Below are 17,719 nucleotides of genomic sequence, written 5' to 3' on the forward strand. Positions count from 1 at the left end.
TTGCACCAGTATCGGCGCGATGGCCGCGAATTCGCCCCGTTCCGACGCGCTCACCGACGGCTATGGCCGCCGGATCAGCTATTTGCGCCTGTCGGTCACCGACCGCTGCGATCTGCGCTGCCGCTATTGCATGGCCGAGGATATGAGCTTCCTGCCCAAATCCGCGGTGCTCAGCATCGAGGAAATGGGCGATCTCGCGACCCGATTCGTCGCGCGCGGCGTCCGCCGAATCCGCCTGACCGGCGGCGAGCCGCTCGTCCGGCGCGGGATCGACACCCTCGCGATGCGGCTCGGGGCGCTGATCGGGGACGGGCTCGACGAGCTCACCCTCACCACCAACGCGATGCGGCTCTCCGACCATGCGTCGATGCTCGCCGCGGCGGGTGTGCGCCGCATCAACGTCAGCCTCGACACGCTCGACCCGCAGGCCTTTCGCCACATCACGCGCGTCGGCGACCTGTCGGTTGCGCTGCGCGGGATCGAGGCGGCGCGCGGGGCGGGGCTCGCGGTCAAGATCAACATGGTCGCGCTCGCGGGGCTCAACGAGGACCAGCTGCTGCCGATGCTGGGCTGGTGTGCGGCGAACGGCTGCGACCTGACATTGATCGAAACGATGCCGCTCGGCGAGGTCGCGGACGATCGCAGTGACCATTATATCCCGCTTCACCAGTTCGTCGCGCCGCTGCGCGCCGAGCGCGCAATCTCCCCGATCGTCAAGCGCACCGGCGGCCCGGCGCGCTATTTCGAGGTCGAGGACAGCCCGGTGACGCTCGGCCTCATCACGCCGCTATCGGACAACTTCTGCGCGAGCTGCAATCGCATCCGCCTCACGGTCGAGGGGCGCATCTATATGTGCCTCGGCCAGGACGATCATGTCGACCTGCGCGCGGCGCTGCGCGAGGGCGACGACGTCGATGGCTTGATCGACGCCGCGCTCGCTGGCAAACCGCTCGCGCATGACTTTGTCATCACAAGAGAATCGCAACCGGCGGTCGCGCGCCATATGAGTGCCACGGGCGGCTGACCGGCCGCCCCAAGGGGGACCGGACCAAAATGCAACGCAAGATCGCGCTCGTCGCGTCGAACGCGCCCGCCGCGCAAGAGGCCGAGGCCGAATTGCGGCCGCTCTACGATTTCGTCGATCTAGCCGAGGCCGATCTGCTGATCGCGCTCGGCGGCGACGGCTTCCTGCTCGCGATGCTGCACCAGCTGCTCGATCAGCGGCGCACGCTGCCCGTTTTCGGGATGAATCGCGGCACCGTCGGCTTTCTGATGAACGAGTTCCGCGTCGAGGGGCTGCTCGACCGGCTCGCGGCGGCGCGCACCTTCCTGATCCATCCCTTGCAGGGCGACATCACCACGATCAGCGGCGAGCGTCACATCCTGCCCGCGATCAACGAGATTTCGCTGCTCCGCGAAACTCGTCAGGCGGCCAAGCTCGAGGTGCTGATCAACGAGCGCACGATGCTCGAGGAACTCGCCTGCGACGGCGTGCTCGTCGCGACCCCGGCGGGATCGACCGCCTATAATCTCTCGGCCAACGGCCCGATCCTGCCGCTCGGTTCCGACCTGCTCGCGCTCACGCCGATCAGCCCCTTCCGCCCGCGGCGCTGGCGCGGCGCGCTCGTCCCCGAATCGACGAGCATCCGCTTCAACGTCCGCGAAGCGGCGAAGCGCCCGGTCAGTGCGGTCGCCGACCAGCGCGAAATCCGCGAGGTCAAGACGGTGGCGGTGACCACCGACCGCAGCCGGCCGCTGACCCTGCTCTTCGACCCCGACCAGGGGCTCGACGAGCGCATCGCGATGGAGCAGTTCATCGTTTGATTCCGGGAATCGGCGCCGGCCCGCTCCCCGTCCCGGCCTCCCATAGGTTACTATCGTGAGGGAGGCCGGGAGGGGAGCGGGCCGGTGCCGCTTTATCGGCCGAATTATTCCAAAACCCCCTTGCAAAATCGCGCGAGCGGCGGCAAAGGGGCGCCTCGCCCGCCACGGCGGGCTGCTCCTCGGTAGCTCAGCGGTAGAGCAATCGACTGTTAATCGATTGGTCGCAGGTTCGAATCCTGCCCGGGGAGCCACTTCGGAACGGAACTGCGCAATGCAGGTGCCGCCGATTTTACTCCAGAGTTCGCCGCAACAAGACTCTGGAGTAAATCGGCGGTCGTTCCGGTGATGTGGATCGAGTCTTCTCCCACTTCGACCCGGTGCAAAAGCCCCTGAATCTCATGCCTTCTAAAACCGCCGTTTGCCCTACGAAGGCGACTTTTCACCCGCTTGCCGAAGTGCCCGATCAACTCCGGGGTCAGCTCGATTTCATCCGTTGACCGTCGTCCTTCTGCACGTTCCGCATCAGCGTTCGCAGAATCGCGAATGGTGCGCAGTTCCGCGATGCGTGATTTGAGGTTTCCGTCCTTGGCATCAGCAACGCCCTCTTCGATGGCCTCATAAAGCCGAGTCAATTTGGCATCCGCGGCTGCGGCTTGTCGCCGCAGTGCCGCGATTCGTTCGCTCTCTTCAGCCTCCTGTCCACGCCGTTTCTCCAGCACGCCCGCAAGAATTGTTCGCAACCGCTCAGGCGCCAGGATGCGCTCTTCCAGATGTTCGACGACCAGTTCATCTAACTCGGACATGGGGATCGTGCGGCCGGAGCAGCCCGTGGTGCCTTTCCGCGCCTTTGTGCAGCAGGTGTAATAGCGGTACTTGGAACTGCGTCCCGACGTGCGAAGCGTCATAGCGCCGCCGCAGTCCTTGCAATGACAGATGCCACCCAGAAGCGTCCCTGCGCTCACATATCGCGGAGCCTTTAGCTGCGAGGCGCGGCTCTTGAGCAGTTCTCCTACCTCATCGAACTCTTCCTGTGAGATGATCGCCGGAACCTCGACCTCGACGACCTCTTCGGGAGGATTGGGCTCCTTCCGACGCCAGCTATAGACGTTGAACCGATGCGTCCCGATGTAGGTGGTGCGCGTCAGAATATCGTGGACCGCCCCGCATCCAAATCGTCCGCCGGTCGGCGTGCGAATACCCCGTTCATTGAGATAGTCGGCGATCCGCCGCGTGCCGAGCGGACCGGTTTCACCGTCGCCCACGCGCGCCAGCCGGTAGATCAACCGAACCACCTCCGCGCGATCGGGATCGATATCGAGCTTCTTCTTCATTCGGGCGCCGCGCTGCTCCGCATCCACGATGCGATAGCCGAACGGCGGCCGCGCGCCGTTCCAGAAACCCTGACGCGCATTCTCCCGCATAGCGCGCAGCGTATGCTTCGCGTTCTCTTTCGACTGATACTCGTCGAACAGCGCCATGATCTGCCGCATCATCACGCTCATCGGATCGTCGCCGAGATCCTGAGTGATCGACACCAGACGGACGCCATTCTTGGCTAACCGCCGCACATAGAATTCGAGTTGGAACTGGTCCCGGAAGAAGCGGGAGAAGCTATGGACGACGATGACGTCGAACTCAGCGGGCCGACACGAAGCCGCATCCATCATCCGCTGGAATTCAGGGCGCCGGTCATCCGTCGCCGACGCTCCCGGCTCGACATATTCGCCGACAACCGTCCAGCCCTTGCCCTCGCAGAAGCTGTGCGCCTGGCGTCGTTGGTCGGGAATGGATAGATCATGCTCGGCCTGCCTGCCGGTCGAGACACGCAGATATAATGCAGCGCGCGCCATCGGCGAGGCGACGAGTTCATCGTCGTCCTTCATCGTCCACCTCCTGAAAAATCAATTCTTCTTGGCGAAGAGCGCATCGAAGAAATCGGCGAAATAAAGCTCGTAAAGCTCAATCTCGCGGCTCGTGACGGGAAGGCTCTTCGGCAGGTCATCGGTGATCTTTGGCCGCCTGCGCGCTTTGCGCACGGCCCCGCTACGCCGAATCCGGGGTTGCGGTATGTAATCGTAGAGATCGATGATCTCCGCGCTTTCGCGATCTGACTGCTTATGCGCGCCCATAGGGCAATTCTGGGGAAATGAACCCGATACGCAAGGAAACAGGCGATTGCGGCAGCAGGACGTTGCAAAGCCCAGCGTAGAATAGCGTTCCATCGAATGCCGGAGCGCAGCATGGCGTAGCGCAAATAAGCGTTCGCGGTGGTACCGTCCGCCAAGCCCATGCTCGCAAGAGCATACGCTCGCCGCCTTCTGTTCTCTTTCCGACTCGAGAGCGCGCCCCCCGCAGTAGTGCCAACCGCACCGTCTGGGACACTGGCGGGTGCTGCGCGCCCAACGTGACATTCCGGCACGGATGCAGGAAATCGAAAGCGATCTCTCCTTCCTCTCTGTCCTCCGACATGGCGGTTCCGGTCGCCTGACCGGCGCCGCGGCGGGGTCAAGCCCGGCCCGCACCGGACCGTGTTGGGCCTGACCCCGGCCGCTCGCTTGCGCCGGCCGAACACCTCCACGCCCTCGATCGGAGGGTATCTCGAATGGAGGCCATCATGCAACTCATTACCGACACGATCCGCGACCGGCTCATCGCCAACGGACGCGAGAGCCGCGACAATCCCGCCTTCGATCCACATCCGGTCGTCAAGCTGTTCACGCCGGACGCCGGCGCCACTTGGCTCATCTCCGAATGCGACCCGCAACAGCCGGATTACCTCTACGGCCTTTGTGATCTGGGCCTGGGGGAACCTGAGCTGGGATCGGTCAGTCTCACCGAGTTGGAAGCCTTGCGCGGGCCGCTCGGTTTGCCGGTTGAACGCGATCTGTATTTCGAGGCCGGATATCCGCTGAGCCATTATGCGCATCTCGCCAACAAGGCCGGCGCCATCACCGCCTGACGGCGGCCGAAGCGCTCCGCCATTTTCGGCGGAGCGCTTCATGGTGCCTCCGACGAGGCGGAGACCGAGGCTAGCCGGGATAGTGCCTCCGGGCTGGGCGCCGCCGCCAGCAGCGCTGCCCAGTCATCAGGTGGATTGCCCTTGTCGAGCATCTTGCGGAACACCGCATAGGCGTCGGATTTCGAGCCATAAGTGCACAAGGTCGTTTCGTCGTTCACCCACGCGAAAACGATGATCCTCGTTTTCGTGCTGTATCGGAAGAACAACCGAAAGCGACCGGCACCGAACTTCGCCCGGAACCAATGCTTGCGATCCTCGTCGAGTGTGTTGCCTTGGCGATATTCTTGCCGCGCCGGATCTTCGGGAATGATCTCGAACACCAGCTTGCGCAGCGCGGCCAACAGTTTCGCATTGGCGTTCGTTCGCCAAGTCTTCGGGTTCTTCTTTCGTGCACGCGCGACGGCGGTGTCGAGCTTGTCGAGCTGATCGAGAAACAGAGAATGGGCAACGATCTGCCAGCCATTGACGACCAGCATCAGAGCGCAACGTCACCATCAATGGGCGCATCGAGATCCACATCCACCCCCTCAACGCGCTTCGCCAGCCGTTCCGCCAGCGCCGGAGTCAGTGGAACGACCGCTTCGGGACGCCGCTGGATGTCGTCAGCCAGAAACGCGAGGAAGCGGTCGATCACCGGGTCTTCATGCTCAGTCTCCGCCCGATGCACGGATACGCCCCGGTCATCGACGCGAAAGGTGATCTTTCCGCCATAGGCGACACCAAGCGCCTGACGCACAGCTTTGGGAATCGTCGTCTGGCCCTTGGCGGTGATGGTGCTGATTTCTTCGATCTGTGCAGGCATGGAAATCTCCTATCGACACGATTAGTAAGGAATAATCCTTACAAAATCAAGGCGCGGATAGTAGAGACATCAGGCGCATCCCTGCGGGACCGACGCTCTATCTCCGCGTGCCGCTCCGACCGAACCCCTGATGGGTTTCGGCGCATGCGCGCGACGATCGCCTTGCGGGTGCGGCGTATTCACGCCGATCCGTAAATCCGCTTTTGCGGATTTGCTCATTTCCGTATCTGCGGAGATCGGGCCAGGGCTGCGCCGGCCCGATCGCTTTGGGATGCGATGGTCGCATCCCAGATGGGGTGGGCGTCGCTTCCCTATAGGCCCGCCGCGCCGGGGCGCAACGCGCGCAGGGCGCGCTTACTTCCTCTTCGTTCCAGCCCTGCGGGTGCGCCCCGGCTCCCTTCGGCAGGCCAACGGCAAGCTCTTTCGCCGCCCACCCCATTCCGGGGTGCGATTGCGGAGAGAAGGAGTAAGGAAAGTGACCAACACCACCAATACCCCGACCACCGAGCAGGACAGCCGCATCGTTTTCGTGCCGCTGAACAAGCTCAAGAAATCACCGAAAAACGCCCGCAAGGTGCCACACAGCGAAGCCACCATCGCGGCGCTCGCCGCCTCCATCGCGCACAAGGGGCTGATACAGAACCTTGTGGTGGAACCCGAGATGAAGGGCGACAAGCCGACCGGCTCCTATCTCGTCACCGCTGGTGAAGGCCGCAGGCTCGCCTATCTGCTGCGCGCCAAGCGCAAGGAGATCAGGAAGAACCACCTTGTCCGTTGCTGGCTGGACGTGGAAAACGACCCTAGCGAAGTCTCGCTGGACGAAAACGTCACACGCGAGAACATGCACCCCGCCGATCAGTTCGAGCGCTTCCATGAACTCTCCCGCGACAAGGGATGGGGCGCGGAAGAGATCGGCGCACGGTTCGGCGTCACCCCCGAAGTCGTCAAGCGGCGGCTGCGGCTCGGCGCGGTCAGCCCCAAGCTGATCGACATCTACCGCCAGGACGGCTTGACCCTCGATCAGTTGGCGGCGTTCGCGCTCACCGACGACCATGCCCGGCAGGAACAGGTGTTCGAGAACTTGTCCTATAACAAGGAGCCGTGGATCATCCGGCGCGACCTCACGGCCAGCAACGTCCCCGCTGACGACCGGCGCGCGGTGTTCATCGGGGCGGATGCCTATCGGGAAGCGGGCGGCGTCATCATCCGCGACCTGTTCACCGAAGATGGCGGCGGCTATTTCGAGGATGCGGCGTTGCTCGACATGCTGGTGTCCGAGAAGCTGCGCGAGATCGCCACGGAGGTTCTGGCCGAGGGCTGGAAATGGGTCGAGGCATCCATCGACTTCCCGCACGACCACGGCTTGCGGCGCTATTATCCGCAGCCCGTCGCCCTGTCCGACGAGGACGAGGCGCGGTTTGCGGAAGCGGCATCCGAGTACGACACGCTCACCGAAGGCTATTCGGCCTATGACGACATGCCCGAGGATGTCGCGGCGAAAGCGCAGGCATTGAGCGACGAGATCGACGCCATCAGCGCCAAGCGATCGGCCTATGACCCGGCGGTGATCGAGCGCGGCGGCGTGTTCGCCTCACTCGGATCGAACGGCGAGGTTCGCATCGAGCGCGGTTTCGTAAAGGCCGAGGATGAGCCGCAGCCCGAAGCGGCCCCCGAGGACGAGGCCGGGGACGGGACCGAGCCAGAGGACGGCGATGTATTCGACGACGAGGATCAGGACATGGGGGAACCCGATGCGGGCAAGCCCATCTCCGACAGCCTTGTGCGCGACCTCACCGCACACCGGACGCTTGGCCTTCGCCTCGCCTTGGGCGCGCAACCCGAGATGGCGATGGTGGCGCTGACCCATGCGCTCGTGCTGGACCTCTTCTATCATGGCTATGGGAAGGCCTGCCTCGAGATCAGCGGCAAGAGCGATCCGCTCGGCAGTCATGCCGAAGGAATTGCGGACACCGCCGCAAGTGAAGTGCTGACCGCACGGCATGATGCGTGGGGCGCACAGCTTCCCGAGGATGATGCGGACCTGTGGACCTGCCTTGTCGAAATGCCGGGCGACAGCCGCATGGAGCTTCTGGCCCATTGCGTCTCGCTCACCGTCAATGCGGTGAAGCTGCCGTGGGAGCGTTCGACCACTCGCGTCGCGGCGGCGGATGTGCTGGCCCGCGCCGTGGACCTCGACATGACCGCGACATGGACCGCCACCAAGGCCAGCTATTTCGGGCGCGTCACCAAAGCACACATCGCGCAAGCGGTGAGCGAGGCCGTTTCTCCCGAAGCGGCGGAACGGATCGCGCCGATGAAAAAGGCGGATATGGCCGACGCCGCCGAGGAATTGGTGGCGGGCACCGGGTGGCTTCCGACCGTGCTGCGAACGAGCGAACCGGAGCCGGAGGAACCGGGCGCCGACGAGCGACCGGAGACAGAAGCCGAACTGGCGAACGCGGAAGGCGAACATCCGTCCGAAGCGGAGGCCTCCAATACCGAAGCGCAGGACGGCGAGATCAGCACGGACGAGGCCGACCCTGTCGAGCCGGAGCCGGTGGATGACGAAGCCGCCTATGCGGTCGCCGCCGAATAGGTGACCGGGCCGGGATCGCTTCGGCGGTCCCGGCCTTCTCCTGTCCGAATAATTTCGCGGCCGCGCCCGTCACCGGGCGCGGCCGCTCTCTTTCCTGACTCTATTGTCACGATCGGTTCGTGGAGATCGATCTTCTGCTAAAGTATCGGTTGCGCAACCTCGCGCTCAGTTTGCGGTAAGAACACGGACTCGCGCACCGGTAGAAGCGATTTTCGGGCGTACATATCCGCGTCGGCCATTATCAGCACATCATCGAGAGAAGTGCCGATGTTGCTCTGCCAGACTGCCGTCCCGATGCTGCAGGACAGGCGAAGCCTCTGGCGGTTCCAGAGAAGCGGGCTATCAGCGAGGGTCATCCTGATCTTGCCGGCAATTTCCTTGCTTTCCTTCCCACCTGCGGCGGGAAGCAGCACACAGAATTCATCGCCGCCGAGCCGGACGAGCAGATCCGTCTCGCATAGTTGTGATTTCGCGATCCTTGCGAAGTGCGCAAGGCACTCGTCGCCGGCCTTGTGGCCGTGACGGTCATTGATCTGCTTGAAGTTATTGAGATCGATGAGCAGGACGCCGTGAAAGGGTGCGCTGCGCGGAGCACCGGTTGCAAGCCATGCGTCTAGTCCGTGCCGGTTCAGCGCGCCCGTCAGGGCATCGGTGTTGGCGAGCTTCGCCAGTTCTTCGCGCAACCGGTCGATCGTCAGCACTGCGAAGCCGAAATTGAGCAGAAGGCCGCTGAAAATCACGCCGAGCATCGTCAGCGCTGCCAGCCCCGACCAGTCCGGGTCGGCGCCTGGGCTCGTCAGGTTCGCTATATTCATCGCGACGACAGTGCCGTGACCGAGCAAGCCAATTGAGAGGCCACCGAATGAAATCGCGCCGCCAGCGGATCGGTGCTGAGGCACGGCAAGAAACAGCAGCATGAGGACCATCGGGGTGCTCTGGCCGAACGCATACAGAAGCGCGATGGCCTCGCCATGCGAGAACATTGCGACCGTCAGCCCCGCACAGGTCGCGCTCACAACGGCAGGGACGGTAATGCGAGGTTTTTCGCCATGGAGCTGGTGAAGCCCTCTCGCAAACAACCAGAATGCGAAGATGATCAGGCCGTTACCTGCCGCTGCGACAAACGGACCATGGATTCCGTGTTGGAATGGAAGCAAAAGCCCGCCAATCGCGCTTGTCAGGGCAGCGAAGAACCAGGTTCTTGCAGGCTCGAAGCCGCGATACTGCCACGCCAGTGCACCCCAAATGACCGCCAAGGACACCGATAGGGCGACGATGACGACGTAGAGCGTGAAGAAGTCCAGCTTCAAAGGATTACTGCTGCAGTGGGGGCGGGGATCGTTTGTGCGCGTTGGTGACGAACTCTGAATATCCAGTAAACACGCCCCCTCATTGGCGCGACTGCGGTCGCCGCGCCGCGCTGCCTTAAGTGGTAGCCCGCAAATCCGTAAAGCCGCCGAGGCGGCTTTACGGATTTGCGCTTTTGCGATTTTCCGGGCGGGAGTCGCGCGCTACGGTCTGACATCGCCTGGCGGAACGAACGGGCCGAAGGGAGTGACATCGTGCAGAGATCGACCATCCTGATAACGGTGGCAGCGCTGGCGGCCTGTTCGCCAGCAGCCAATAGCGTCTCGGCGTCGAACAACACGGAGGCCGAACCGCTACCCACCCTCACGCGCAGCAACATGCAATGGGATGTCGTCTTGCAGGCGCTGTTCAGGGGCACACTGTACCTGGACAACAACGGATGCATTCGCGCGGGAGACGATAGCGGCCCGCTCATCGTCTGGCATCCCGATAGTCGTATCGAGCGGACCGGCGATGGCCGCTTCAGGATCACGGACGGTTATACCGGCCATTCGGCCTATATCGGCGCCGAGGTGGCGATGGGCGGCGGCGTCGGTTCCGCCATGCCGACCAATCTCGTCGAACCGATCCCCGAGGCGTGCCGATCCGAGGAATATTGGGTGACCGCCCATCTGATGAGCGAGGAGGACCGCCAGGCGCTGCTCGAACGCGAACGGAACCGGAAGCCCGTGCCAGCGCCCGAGTAGCGCTGTGCAATTCCGTAGAGCATGACAAACGGATTTACGGAACAGCCTTTTGTTCCAAGGGCGAGCCGCGCTAGGCAAGGCGACATGAAGATACTGATGATCGGCGGCACGCGCTTCATTGGCGCGCATGTGGCGCGATGCCTTCACGACGCCGGAGCGCAGATCACCGCCTTCCATCGCGGTTCGAGCGCCAACTCGATCCTGCCTCAGATCGAGCATGTCCTCGATCCTGGCGCCGCCTGGCCGGTCACCTCTTTTCCCGACGCGCTGATGCGCGATTGGGACGTCGTGATCCATATGGTCGCCATGGGCCAGGCGGACGCCGAAGCCGCTGTGAGCGCCTTCGCAGGCCGTACAGCACGCCTGGTGCTGGTCTCGAGCTGCGACGTCTATCGCGCATACGGACGCCTGACGAAGATGGAGCCAGGCGAACCCGATCCCGTGCCGCTGGCCGAAGACGCGCCGTTGCGGACGGCGCATTATCCCTATCGCGGGATGGAAGGCGAACTCGGCGCCTGGGCGCAAGACTATGAAAAGATCCTGGCGGAAGCCGCGGTTCGAAATGCCGCCGACTGGACGATCCTGCGCCTACCCAAAGTCTATGGCCCCGAGGACAATGGCGATCTCGCCACCATCTATGGCTTTGCCGCCGCCCCGGAATGGCGCTGGACGCACGGCCATGTGCGCAATGTGGCCGCTGCGATCGCACTGGCAGCGACTCATGACGAGGCTCGAAACGCCGTCTTCAATGTGGGCGAGCACCACACGCCCAGCATGGGCGAAAGACTGGCGCGCCTACCTGTGCGGCCCGTAGGCCCGGAACTGCCGCCCTTCGATTTCCGCCAACCGCTTGTGCTCGACACGAGCGCGATCCGGAGCCGTCTGGGCTATACCGAGATAGTGGCTGAAGTTCAGGCGATGCGCGATTTGGCGGAAGCGGCCAGTTCACCCGATCGAACGGACGTGTCGTAGCGGCACGTCAGATCCGTTCTTTCTGGCCCATCACCGCACCCGCACGGCCTCTAGAAAGGCTTGGTCTGGCCGGTATTCGACCCTCTTCCCGCAACAGCGCCTGGCAGGTTTTTTCCGCCGCCGGGGAAACCCGGCTTTGCATCGCGATGCAAAAAACCCGCCAGTCGCCGCCGTTCACTAACGTTCCCGCCCTTCGGGTGCGGGCCGATCGTCTCCCGTCCTGCCGACCGCCATCGAGGCCGCGATGGGCGCGGTCCCGAACCAAGAAAGGACTGACGACATGATCTGCGGCAACTTCAATCCCACCGATTGCGGCTACACCGGCGAAATCCGCTTCTTCGGCACCCGCGAGAAAGTCGAACTCCGCCGTATCGACGGCAAGGACAACGAGAAGGCCCCGGACTTCCGCATCGTGGCAGCAGACAATGAACGTATCGAATATGGCGCCGCCTGGCAGAAGACCAGCAAGGAGGGTCGCGACTATATCTCGCTCAAGCTGAACCTCGTGGTCGCTCCTCCGGTTTACCTCCGGCTCTTCGAGACCGAGGTCGCCGGCGAATACGAGTTGGTCTCCAACTGATAACCACCGCGCCCCGCCCAGATGGGCGGGGCGATCATTGGAGTCGCGATGCAATGTTGGACAATCGCAAGAGTGCGCGGGTTTTCGCGAACTTGTGCAACGCGCGCCGGGCCGATAGCCTCACGACGTGGTCCGGTCGCTGCTTCTCTCTCTTCTTGCCCTTCTTCTTTTGGGGGCTACCCCGGAGATCGAAGCCCAATCAGCCGTGCCATCCGCCCGCGTGGCCCAGCAATCGATCGAGCAGGATATCGAGCGGTGCCGTCAAGATCCCCGTTTTGAGATTGGTGGAGCGATGATCGGGGACTGTCTGATGGAACTCAGCGAGGCGGTCGATCGGGAGATATCGGCGGCCGTCGCCACCGGAGAAGAACGCTATTGCGTTGCCGAAGATCGTGCCGACTATCGGCAAAGTCATGCAGACTGGCTGGCGTACCGGCAACGTCTGTGCGACCTGGTCGAGCGTTCGCCAGACAATACGCCGTCCTGGGTCAATTCCGCCGCTTGCCGCCTGGAACTCGGCCGCCAACGCCTTTCGAGCCTGAAATACACCAACGAATATGGCAGCCCCCGTTGCGCTGCCGAAGAGTGAACGCTTGACCTCAAGTGACCTTCGCTCGACCAACAATCAGGACTCACTCTCCACAAGCAGTTCGTAGGGTTCGACATCAAGCGCGCTCGCCAAATGGAACAAGGTGACCACCGTGGGGTTGCGACGCCCCCGTTCAAGATCGCTGATATATTGCTGCGTAAAGCCTGAAATTTCGGACAAACCTTCCTGGGTCAACCCGCGCGCCTTGCGAATGCGCGAGAAATTCAAGCCTACCAGACGCCGCATATCCATTGGCCGACGCTGGACTACTACATACTATCCGCGTTATCCCTTATAAGGTGTATTCGCGCGAGATTGGTCCAACCAGTGTCACAACTCTTTCACGGGTCGTAACTAGAAGGTCTCGCCCAGATGCGAAGCCGCGCCATTGGGAGCTGGGGAACGCTGATGAAGACACCGCCGCTGGATCCCGATGTCGCGGATACGGCACCGGATTCCGCGGTTCTTACGGCCTATGATGAAGAGCATCTGATAACATATCTTCGACTGCTCGACGCCGCGGCCGATGACGCGGATTGGCAAGAGGTCGCCCGCCTGGTGCTTCACATCGATCCCGACAAGGAACCTGACCGCGCTCGGCGCGCATGGGAAAGCCATTTGGCACGCGCCCAATGGATGACACACTCGGGCTATCGCCATTTGCTCCGTGGCGGCCCGCCGCATTGATCACCAAGACGTTGAAACTACAGCGTAGCTATCTCGATTGGTGATAGCTCTATGCCGCCCGACTAGGCTGGACCATCCACCCGCCTAGCGCGAATCTTCTCCTAGCGCCGAAAGTTGCCGGCGCCCGATTTTGGGGAGGTTCACGCCATGCATAAGGCAGATTGGCGTACTCCGGCCGCATACCTATCATTCTCGCAGTATGATCGTGCCGGCTTCGCTTGGGAAATTATTCGCCGTAATCAGGATTATTGCACGGAATTCCGGCAACTAAGCAACACGGTCGCGCCAGACCCGAAAACGCTCGATCGCTTCTCCGATCGTTGGGGGTTGCGATTTCGGCTCTGATCCAAAGCTGGACTACCATCAGCAGCCGGTATTCTGGCTGCCCGAGAAACTTCCTACGGTGCTTCAACTGCACCCGGTGCGGCCTGGGATGTCGGCCTACCCCCTGGTCACCGCCGACATCGTTCTCGCTCTGGCCTCGGCTCACCAATCGCACCGACGCGGCACGGACATCGCGATCCTGCGCGCAGCGACGACACATCGGATCTGGCTGGAAAGCACCCAGCACCAGCAGGACGCGCTCGCGGTCGCCCTCCCACTCGATCAATTGTTTGAATATCGCATCGCTGCGGTCCGGCGACTATGGCGGGCGATGAAGGGATTGCCTCCTGGCGATGATCCTCACCCCCTGACGCCATACGCAAAGGGCAATCTCATCAGGGTGCTTCGCCTCATCGATGCTCGACATGCCGGCGCGAGCGAACGAGAGATGGCCCAGATTATCCTCGGCGTGACACCGGCCAGGCGGCGCGATTGGGCCTCGAGCAACGACCGGACAAAGCTGCGGCGCCTGCTCGCAAAGGGCCGCAGCCTACTGGATGGAGGCTATTACGACATTCTCTGCCCGCGACCACGCCGTCCTCGCCGCCGACAGAATTAGCCCGGCCTAACTTCGACCCTCCCTCCCGCCGCCAGCCCTTCGCCACGATCCCCCACGACACGGCGCAGCACGCCAGAGCGCGCCGCAACACGCGGGAGATCAAAATGACTCGACCTCCACCCAAATCCGGAAAGCACCCCCCGGCGCCCCCACGCTATCTGCGCACGCCGGAGGCTGCGCGCTTTCTCGGCCTGTCTGGCCGGACCCTGGAGAAACATCGCTGTTTCGGTACCGGACCCGTCTATCGAAAACTCGGCGGCCGGGTCGTCTATGCCCTGAACGACCTGCAACGCTGGGCCGATCGCGGGACACGGTCCGGGACTTGCGATCCTGTCACAGAATTCGTGTCTCCGGCGAAGCCGTTCACCGACTTCGAAGCCGACCAGGACGGCGACAATGTCCGATAGCGCTCGCCGAACCGGTCCGAAGGAAACGCCACTCGACGCGATCTCGGCAACGATAGCGCTGCGCGATCAGCGAGATTTGATGCAGCATCCGTTCTTCTCGCTCGCCAAGGCCAAGCGCGTAGCACCGATCCTTTACACTGCTGGCGACGTCGAGGTGCAGGTCCATGCCTTGCCCGATTACGGCATGGCCACGATCTGGGATGCCGACATTCTGATCTGGGCGGCGAGCCAGCTCGTGGAAGCCGCCGATCGCGGCCGTCCCACATCACGCTTCATTCGGTTCACGCCCCACCAATTGCTCATCGCGATCGGGCGTGCTGCCGGCCAAAGGCAATACCAGCTCCTCAGACGTGCGCTGCAACGCCTGCAATCGACCGTCATCCTGACGACTATTCGCAACGGGACGAATTGGCGGCGTCAGCAGTTTTCATGGCTCAACGAATGGGAGGATCGGCTGAACGGCCGCGGACGATCCGAAGGAATGGAATTCGTCCTTCCCGAATGGTTCTTCCGCGGGGTGGTCGACCGCTCGCTGGTCCTCACGATCGACCCCGCCTATTTCAAACTGACCGGCGGCATCGAGCGCTGGCTCTATCGCGTCGCGCGCAAACATGCCGGCAAGCAGCCCGATGGCTGGCGTTTTGAGCTGAAACACCTTCATTTGAAATCCGGGAGCCAGGCTCGTTTCTCGGATTTCGCTCTCGATGTCCGGCGGATCGTACAGCGCCAGAGTCTGCCTGGATACCGGCTCACTATCACGAGAGCCCGCCGCTCAACGTTGCTCCATATCCGGCCGATTGACACGAAGTCGCCAGCCCGTCTGCCTGTGGATAACTCTGTGGATCAACCGCAGTTGCCATTCGGCACTTCGGGCGCAATCCGGTTCGGTACTTCGGGCGCACCCAATATAGAGTCTAACGAAGAATCTAACATTGTTGGTGGACGCCGGGGATTTCGTCGGCGCGGCGATCCAAACGGGTGGCGCTCATGATCGTCGCCCTGCTCAACCAAAAGGGCGGCGTCGGAAAGACAACGCTCGCCCTCCATCTTGCCGGTCGATGGGCGCGAGACGGGCGCCGCGTCCTGCTGATCGACGCCGACCCACAAGGTTCGGCTCTCGACTGGTCGCAACAACGCGCCAGTGAGGGATTAGCGCGGCTATTCGGCGTTGTCGGATTGCCACGCGACACGCTGCACCGGGAAGTGGGCGAACTGGCGCGGCACGCAGACCATGTCATCATCGACGGCCCCCCTCGTGTCGCCGGCATCATGCGCTCGGCGCTTCTCGCCTGCGATGTCGTCCTCGTTCCGGTCCAACCGTCACCGCTCGATGGCTGGGCATCGGCGGAAATGCTCGCGCTGCTGGACCAAGCGCACACCTTCAAACCCGCCATCACGGCAAGGTTCGTTCTTAACCGCTATCCAGCGCGCACCCTGATCGCGAAGGCAACCGCCGACGGTCTCGCCGATCACGATCCACCACTGCTTTCAAACCATATCGGACAGCGCGTCGTCTTCGCCGAAGCTATGCGCACTGGGCGAGTGGCCGAAGAATTGGCGCCCGACAGTCCGGCCGCACGCGAAATGATCGCGTTGGCCGCCGAGATCGAGGGGCTTCGGTCGTGACCCGGCCGACAGCATCAGCTCGCCGCTTCACTGCACGGCCTGCGTCGGAGGATGCGTGGGTGGCCGATCGCGAAACGCAGCAGGCGTCCGCCGCCGGCGACCGCAACTCGGCCCGACTGACGATCGATGTGACGCCGGCGCTGCGCGGACGCATGAAGGTCACCGCCTATCATCGCGGCGTAACGGTCGCACAGATGGTGCGCGAACTGCTCGAACGGGAATTTCCCGAGACGAAGGCAGGTGCATCATGAGCACCGTTTCGCGCCCTGATTTCACACGAGTGGAACTGCTTTGGATCAAACAACGGATCGAACACTGGATACGCTTCGGGCGGATCGCTGAAGACCAGATTCTCGATCGCCGTCGTCGCCGCGTGTTTTTCGCTCCCAACAGCATATTCGCGTTCGTGCGATGGGCGTCGAACGACTTCGGCACGGCGATCTCCCGGATCGACATATTGCGGGCAGTCACTCCGGGCGAACCGTATCAAACGGTGCCTGGCGTTGATCCAGGCGGCGATATCCTTCTGCGCGTGCATGGCTGGCCCAAGGTGCAGCGCGTGTTCGAATCCATAGACTCGATCGACGCTCTGAACATCGATCCCGTCGACGCTTCGCCCGATTATTGGCGCCATGTTCACAACAGGCTCGCCGTCCATGACCGGCCAAGTTCCTACACGGCGGAGCGTCATCACGCATGGCTAATCCGTAGAAAGCTCCAGTCATGAGATTTCGCTGGAGAACCCTTCTGACCATGGCTGTGGCCGTCAATCTGATCGCAATCGCCACATGGATCGATCCGCCGCCTCGCATCATCTGGAACGCCAGTCCGAGCGTGCCGATCGGCTTCTATCGGCTACACCAGGAGCACGATCTCCACGTCGGAGATCTGGCCGTCATCGCGCCGCCGACCGATATTGCGCGGTTTCTGAAACGCCGCGGCTATCTTCCGGACGGCGTGCCGCTGATTAAGCCGGTCGCCGCGCTGCCCGGACAAACCGTTTGCCGCACCGGGGCTCGGATCACAGTCGACGGAGCGATCGTGGGAGAGGCGCAACTCCGCGACCGGCTCGGCCGTCCATTGCCCGTTTGGCGGGGCTGTCAGACCATTGCGACGGGCGCTCTGTTCTTCATGAATCCCGCACGCGGCGACAGTCTCGACGGCCGCTATTTCGGCCCGCTTCCCGCATCATCCGTCATCGGCCGGGCGACACCGCTGCGCACCTCAGCACGCATTCCGAACTCACCCCAGCAGCCAGAGGAGAGCTGACATGAACATTGGAACCTTCACCCGCACCGCAGAAGGATATGCCGGCGAGGTTCGCGCCTTCGGTATTCGCGAGGCCATCACTTTGGTCGCCCTTGCGCGAAACGACGGCGAAAGCGCGCCGGATTTCCGCATCCATCTTAATGACGGCAGCGGGGCCGAAGTCGGCTTTGCCTGGAACGAAGTCGGCGACAAGGCCGGCGAATACGTCTCCCTGAAGATCGTAAGCCCGCTTGTGCCCGGCCAATCCTTTCGCGCCAATCTCTTCCGTGATGATGGCGAAGGCGAGACCCTGACCTTGTCGTTGAACACCCCGCGTCGGGACGATCGGAGCTGACGCCGGTGCTCCGCCCA

24 protein-coding genes and 1 tRNA gene are annotated in these 17,719 nt (G+C 62.8%); 19 read left to right on the plus strand and 6 right to left on the minus strand.

Going from position 1 to position 17,719, the window contains the following annotated elements; genetic code table 11:
• Nucleotides 1-19: 19 nt before the first annotated feature.
• The 3 genes from moaA (at nt 20) to CHB69_RS17640 (ending at nt 2,075) form a co-directional block, all read left to right on the plus strand.
• Nucleotides 20-1,024, plus strand: a complete 1,005-nt coding sequence (gene moaA, locus CHB69_RS17630; RefSeq protein WP_089217234.1) for a GTP 3',8-cyclase MoaA — start codon at nt 20-22, stop codon at nt 1,022-1,024.
• 29 nt (nt 1,025-1,053) lie between these two features.
• Nucleotides 1,054-1,824, plus strand: coding sequence for an NAD kinase (locus CHB69_RS17635; protein WP_089217235.1), 771 nt, complete (start codon nt 1,054-1,056; stop codon nt 1,822-1,824).
• 176 nt (nt 1,825-2,000) lie between these two features.
• Nucleotides 2,001-2,075, plus strand: a tRNA-Asn gene (locus CHB69_RS17640).
• Here CHB69_RS17640 and CHB69_RS17645 read toward each other — a convergent pair.
• Together CHB69_RS17645 and CHB69_RS17650 are read right to left on the minus strand one after the other, a co-directional pair.
• Nucleotides 2,034-3,707: a recombinase family protein gene (locus CHB69_RS17645; protein WP_089217273.1), complete on the minus strand. Its 1,674-nt coding sequence runs from the start codon at nt 3,705-3,707 to the stop codon at nt 2,034-2,036. The genes CHB69_RS17640 and CHB69_RS17645 overlap by 42 nt on opposite strands.
• 18 nt (nt 3,708-3,725) lie before the next feature.
• Nucleotides 3,726-4,046, minus strand: a complete 321-nt coding sequence (locus CHB69_RS17650) for a hypothetical protein (RefSeq protein WP_141134048.1) — start codon at nt 4,044-4,046, stop codon at nt 3,726-3,728.
• A gap of 392 nt (nt 4,047-4,438) precedes the next feature.
• Between CHB69_RS17650 and CHB69_RS17655 the strand changes: the two genes are divergently transcribed.
• Nucleotides 4,439-4,783, plus strand: coding sequence for a DUF2958 domain-containing protein (locus CHB69_RS17655; protein ID WP_089217274.1), 345 nt, complete (start codon nt 4,439-4,441; stop codon nt 4,781-4,783).
• 38 nt (nt 4,784-4,821) lie between these two features.
• On the opposite strand, the gene CHB69_RS17660 is transcribed toward CHB69_RS17655, so the two are convergent.
• On the minus strand, nt 4,822-5,319 hold the full coding sequence (locus tag CHB69_RS17660) for a type II toxin-antitoxin system YhaV family toxin (protein ID WP_089217237.1): 498 nt from the start codon (nt 5,317-5,319) through the stop codon (nt 4,822-4,824).
• Nucleotides 5,319-5,645, minus strand: a complete 327-nt coding sequence (locus CHB69_RS17665) for a type II toxin-antitoxin system PrlF family antitoxin (RefSeq protein WP_089217238.1) — start codon at nt 5,643-5,645, stop codon at nt 5,319-5,321. The genes CHB69_RS17660 and CHB69_RS17665 overlap by 1 nt, the downstream gene beginning before the upstream one ends.
• A 130-nt stretch (nt 5,646-5,775) precedes the next feature.
• Between CHB69_RS17665 and CHB69_RS17670 the strand changes: the two genes are divergently transcribed.
• On the plus strand, nt 5,776-8,241 hold the full coding sequence (locus CHB69_RS17670) for a ParB/RepB/Spo0J family partition protein (protein WP_245836928.1): 2,466 nt from the start codon (nt 5,776-5,778) through the stop codon (nt 8,239-8,241).
• A 137-nt stretch (nt 8,242-8,378) separates the two neighbouring features.
• On the opposite strand, the gene CHB69_RS17675 is transcribed toward CHB69_RS17670, so the two are convergent.
• Nucleotides 8,379-9,551 (minus strand): GGDEF domain-containing protein, encoded by a 1,173-nt coding sequence (locus CHB69_RS17675; RefSeq protein ID WP_089217240.1) that lies wholly within the window; start codon nt 9,549-9,551, stop codon nt 8,379-8,381.
• A gap of 252 nt (nt 9,552-9,803) precedes the next feature.
• Here CHB69_RS17675 and CHB69_RS17680 point away from each other — a divergent pair, with 252 nt between their 5' ends.
• The 4 genes from CHB69_RS17680 (at nt 9,804) to CHB69_RS17695 (ending at nt 12,436) form a co-directional block, all read left to right on the plus strand.
• A complete protein-coding gene (locus CHB69_RS17680) occupies nt 9,804-10,295 on the plus strand; it encodes a hypothetical protein (protein ID WP_141134049.1) in 492 nt (163 codons plus the stop codon).
• Nucleotides 10,296-10,391: 96 nt separating this feature from the next.
• Nucleotides 10,392-11,267: an NAD-dependent epimerase/dehydratase family protein gene (locus CHB69_RS17685; RefSeq protein WP_170935630.1), complete on the plus strand. Its 876-nt coding sequence runs from the start codon at nt 10,392-10,394 to the stop codon at nt 11,265-11,267.
• A gap of 280 nt (nt 11,268-11,547) precedes the next feature.
• On the plus strand, nt 11,548-11,847 hold the full coding sequence (locus tag CHB69_RS17690) for a DUF736 domain-containing protein (protein WP_089217275.1): 300 nt from the start codon (nt 11,548-11,550) through the stop codon (nt 11,845-11,847).
• A 127-nt stretch (nt 11,848-11,974) separates the two neighbouring features.
• Nucleotides 11,975-12,436, plus strand: coding sequence for a lysozyme inhibitor LprI family protein (locus CHB69_RS17695; protein ID WP_089217243.1), 462 nt, complete (start codon nt 11,975-11,977; stop codon nt 12,434-12,436).
• A 36-nt stretch (nt 12,437-12,472) separates the two neighbouring features.
• Here the strand turns inward: CHB69_RS17695 and CHB69_RS17700 are convergent, their stop codons facing one another.
• On the minus strand, nt 12,473-12,682 hold the full coding sequence (locus tag CHB69_RS17700) for a helix-turn-helix domain-containing protein (protein WP_342746789.1): 210 nt from the start codon (nt 12,680-12,682) through the stop codon (nt 12,473-12,475).
• A 162-nt stretch (nt 12,683-12,844) separates the two neighbouring features.
• Here CHB69_RS17700 and CHB69_RS17705 point away from each other — a divergent pair, with 162 nt between their 5' ends.
• From CHB69_RS17705 to CHB69_RS17745, 10 genes are all read left to right on the plus strand, one after another.
• Nucleotides 12,845-13,123 (plus strand): DNA -binding domain-containing protein, encoded by a 279-nt coding sequence (locus CHB69_RS17705; protein ID WP_089217245.1) that lies wholly within the window; start codon nt 12,845-12,847, stop codon nt 13,121-13,123.
• A 147-nt stretch (nt 13,124-13,270) separates the two neighbouring features.
• Nucleotides 13,271-13,468: a transcriptional regulator domain-containing protein gene (locus CHB69_RS20830; protein WP_425442448.1), complete on the plus strand. Its 198-nt coding sequence runs from the start codon at nt 13,271-13,273 to the stop codon at nt 13,466-13,468.
• 88 nt (nt 13,469-13,556) lie between these two features.
• Nucleotides 13,557-14,066, plus strand: coding sequence for a DUF2285 domain-containing protein (locus CHB69_RS17710; protein WP_089217246.1), 510 nt, complete (start codon nt 13,557-13,559; stop codon nt 14,064-14,066).
• 104 nt (nt 14,067-14,170) lie between these two features.
• Nucleotides 14,171-14,473, plus strand: a complete 303-nt coding sequence (locus CHB69_RS17715) for a helix-turn-helix transcriptional regulator (protein WP_089217247.1) — start codon at nt 14,171-14,173, stop codon at nt 14,471-14,473.
• On the plus strand, nt 14,463-15,464 hold the full coding sequence (locus CHB69_RS17720; RefSeq protein ID WP_089217248.1) for a replication initiator protein A: 1,002 nt from the start codon (nt 14,463-14,465) through the stop codon (nt 15,462-15,464). Before CHB69_RS17715 ends, CHB69_RS17720 begins: the two co-directional genes overlap by 11 nt.
• Nucleotides 15,461-16,099, plus strand: a complete 639-nt coding sequence (parA, locus tag CHB69_RS17725; protein WP_089217276.1) for a ParA family partition ATPase — start codon at nt 15,461-15,463, stop codon at nt 16,097-16,099. Before CHB69_RS17720 ends, parA begins: the two co-directional genes overlap by 4 nt.
• A gap of 59 nt (nt 16,100-16,158) precedes the next feature.
• Nucleotides 16,159-16,350, plus strand: coding sequence for a ribbon-helix-helix protein (locus tag CHB69_RS17730; RefSeq protein WP_425442449.1), 192 nt, complete (start codon nt 16,159-16,161; stop codon nt 16,348-16,350).
• Nucleotides 16,347-16,826 (plus strand): DUF2840 domain-containing protein, encoded by a 480-nt coding sequence (locus CHB69_RS17735; RefSeq protein WP_089217250.1) that lies wholly within the window; start codon nt 16,347-16,349, stop codon nt 16,824-16,826. Before CHB69_RS17730 ends, CHB69_RS17735 begins: the two co-directional genes overlap by 4 nt.
• Entirely contained in the window at nt 16,823-17,368 is a 546-nt protein-coding gene (locus CHB69_RS17740; RefSeq protein ID WP_089217251.1) for a S26 family signal peptidase, read from the plus strand. Before CHB69_RS17735 ends, CHB69_RS17740 begins: the two co-directional genes overlap by 4 nt.
• Before the next feature lies 1 nt (nt 17,369).
• Nucleotides 17,370-17,702 carry a DUF736 domain-containing protein gene (locus CHB69_RS17745; RefSeq protein ID WP_089217252.1) on the plus strand — a complete coding sequence of 111 codons (333 nt, stop codon included), beginning with the start codon at nt 17,370-17,372 and terminating at the stop codon, nt 17,700-17,702.
• The last annotated feature ends 17 nt before the right edge of the window (nt 17,703-17,719 follow it).

Source organism: Sphingopyxis indica (assembly GCF_900188185.1).
Taxonomy (GTDB): Bacteria; Pseudomonadota; Alphaproteobacteria; order Sphingomonadales; family Sphingomonadaceae; genus Sphingopyxis; species Sphingopyxis indica.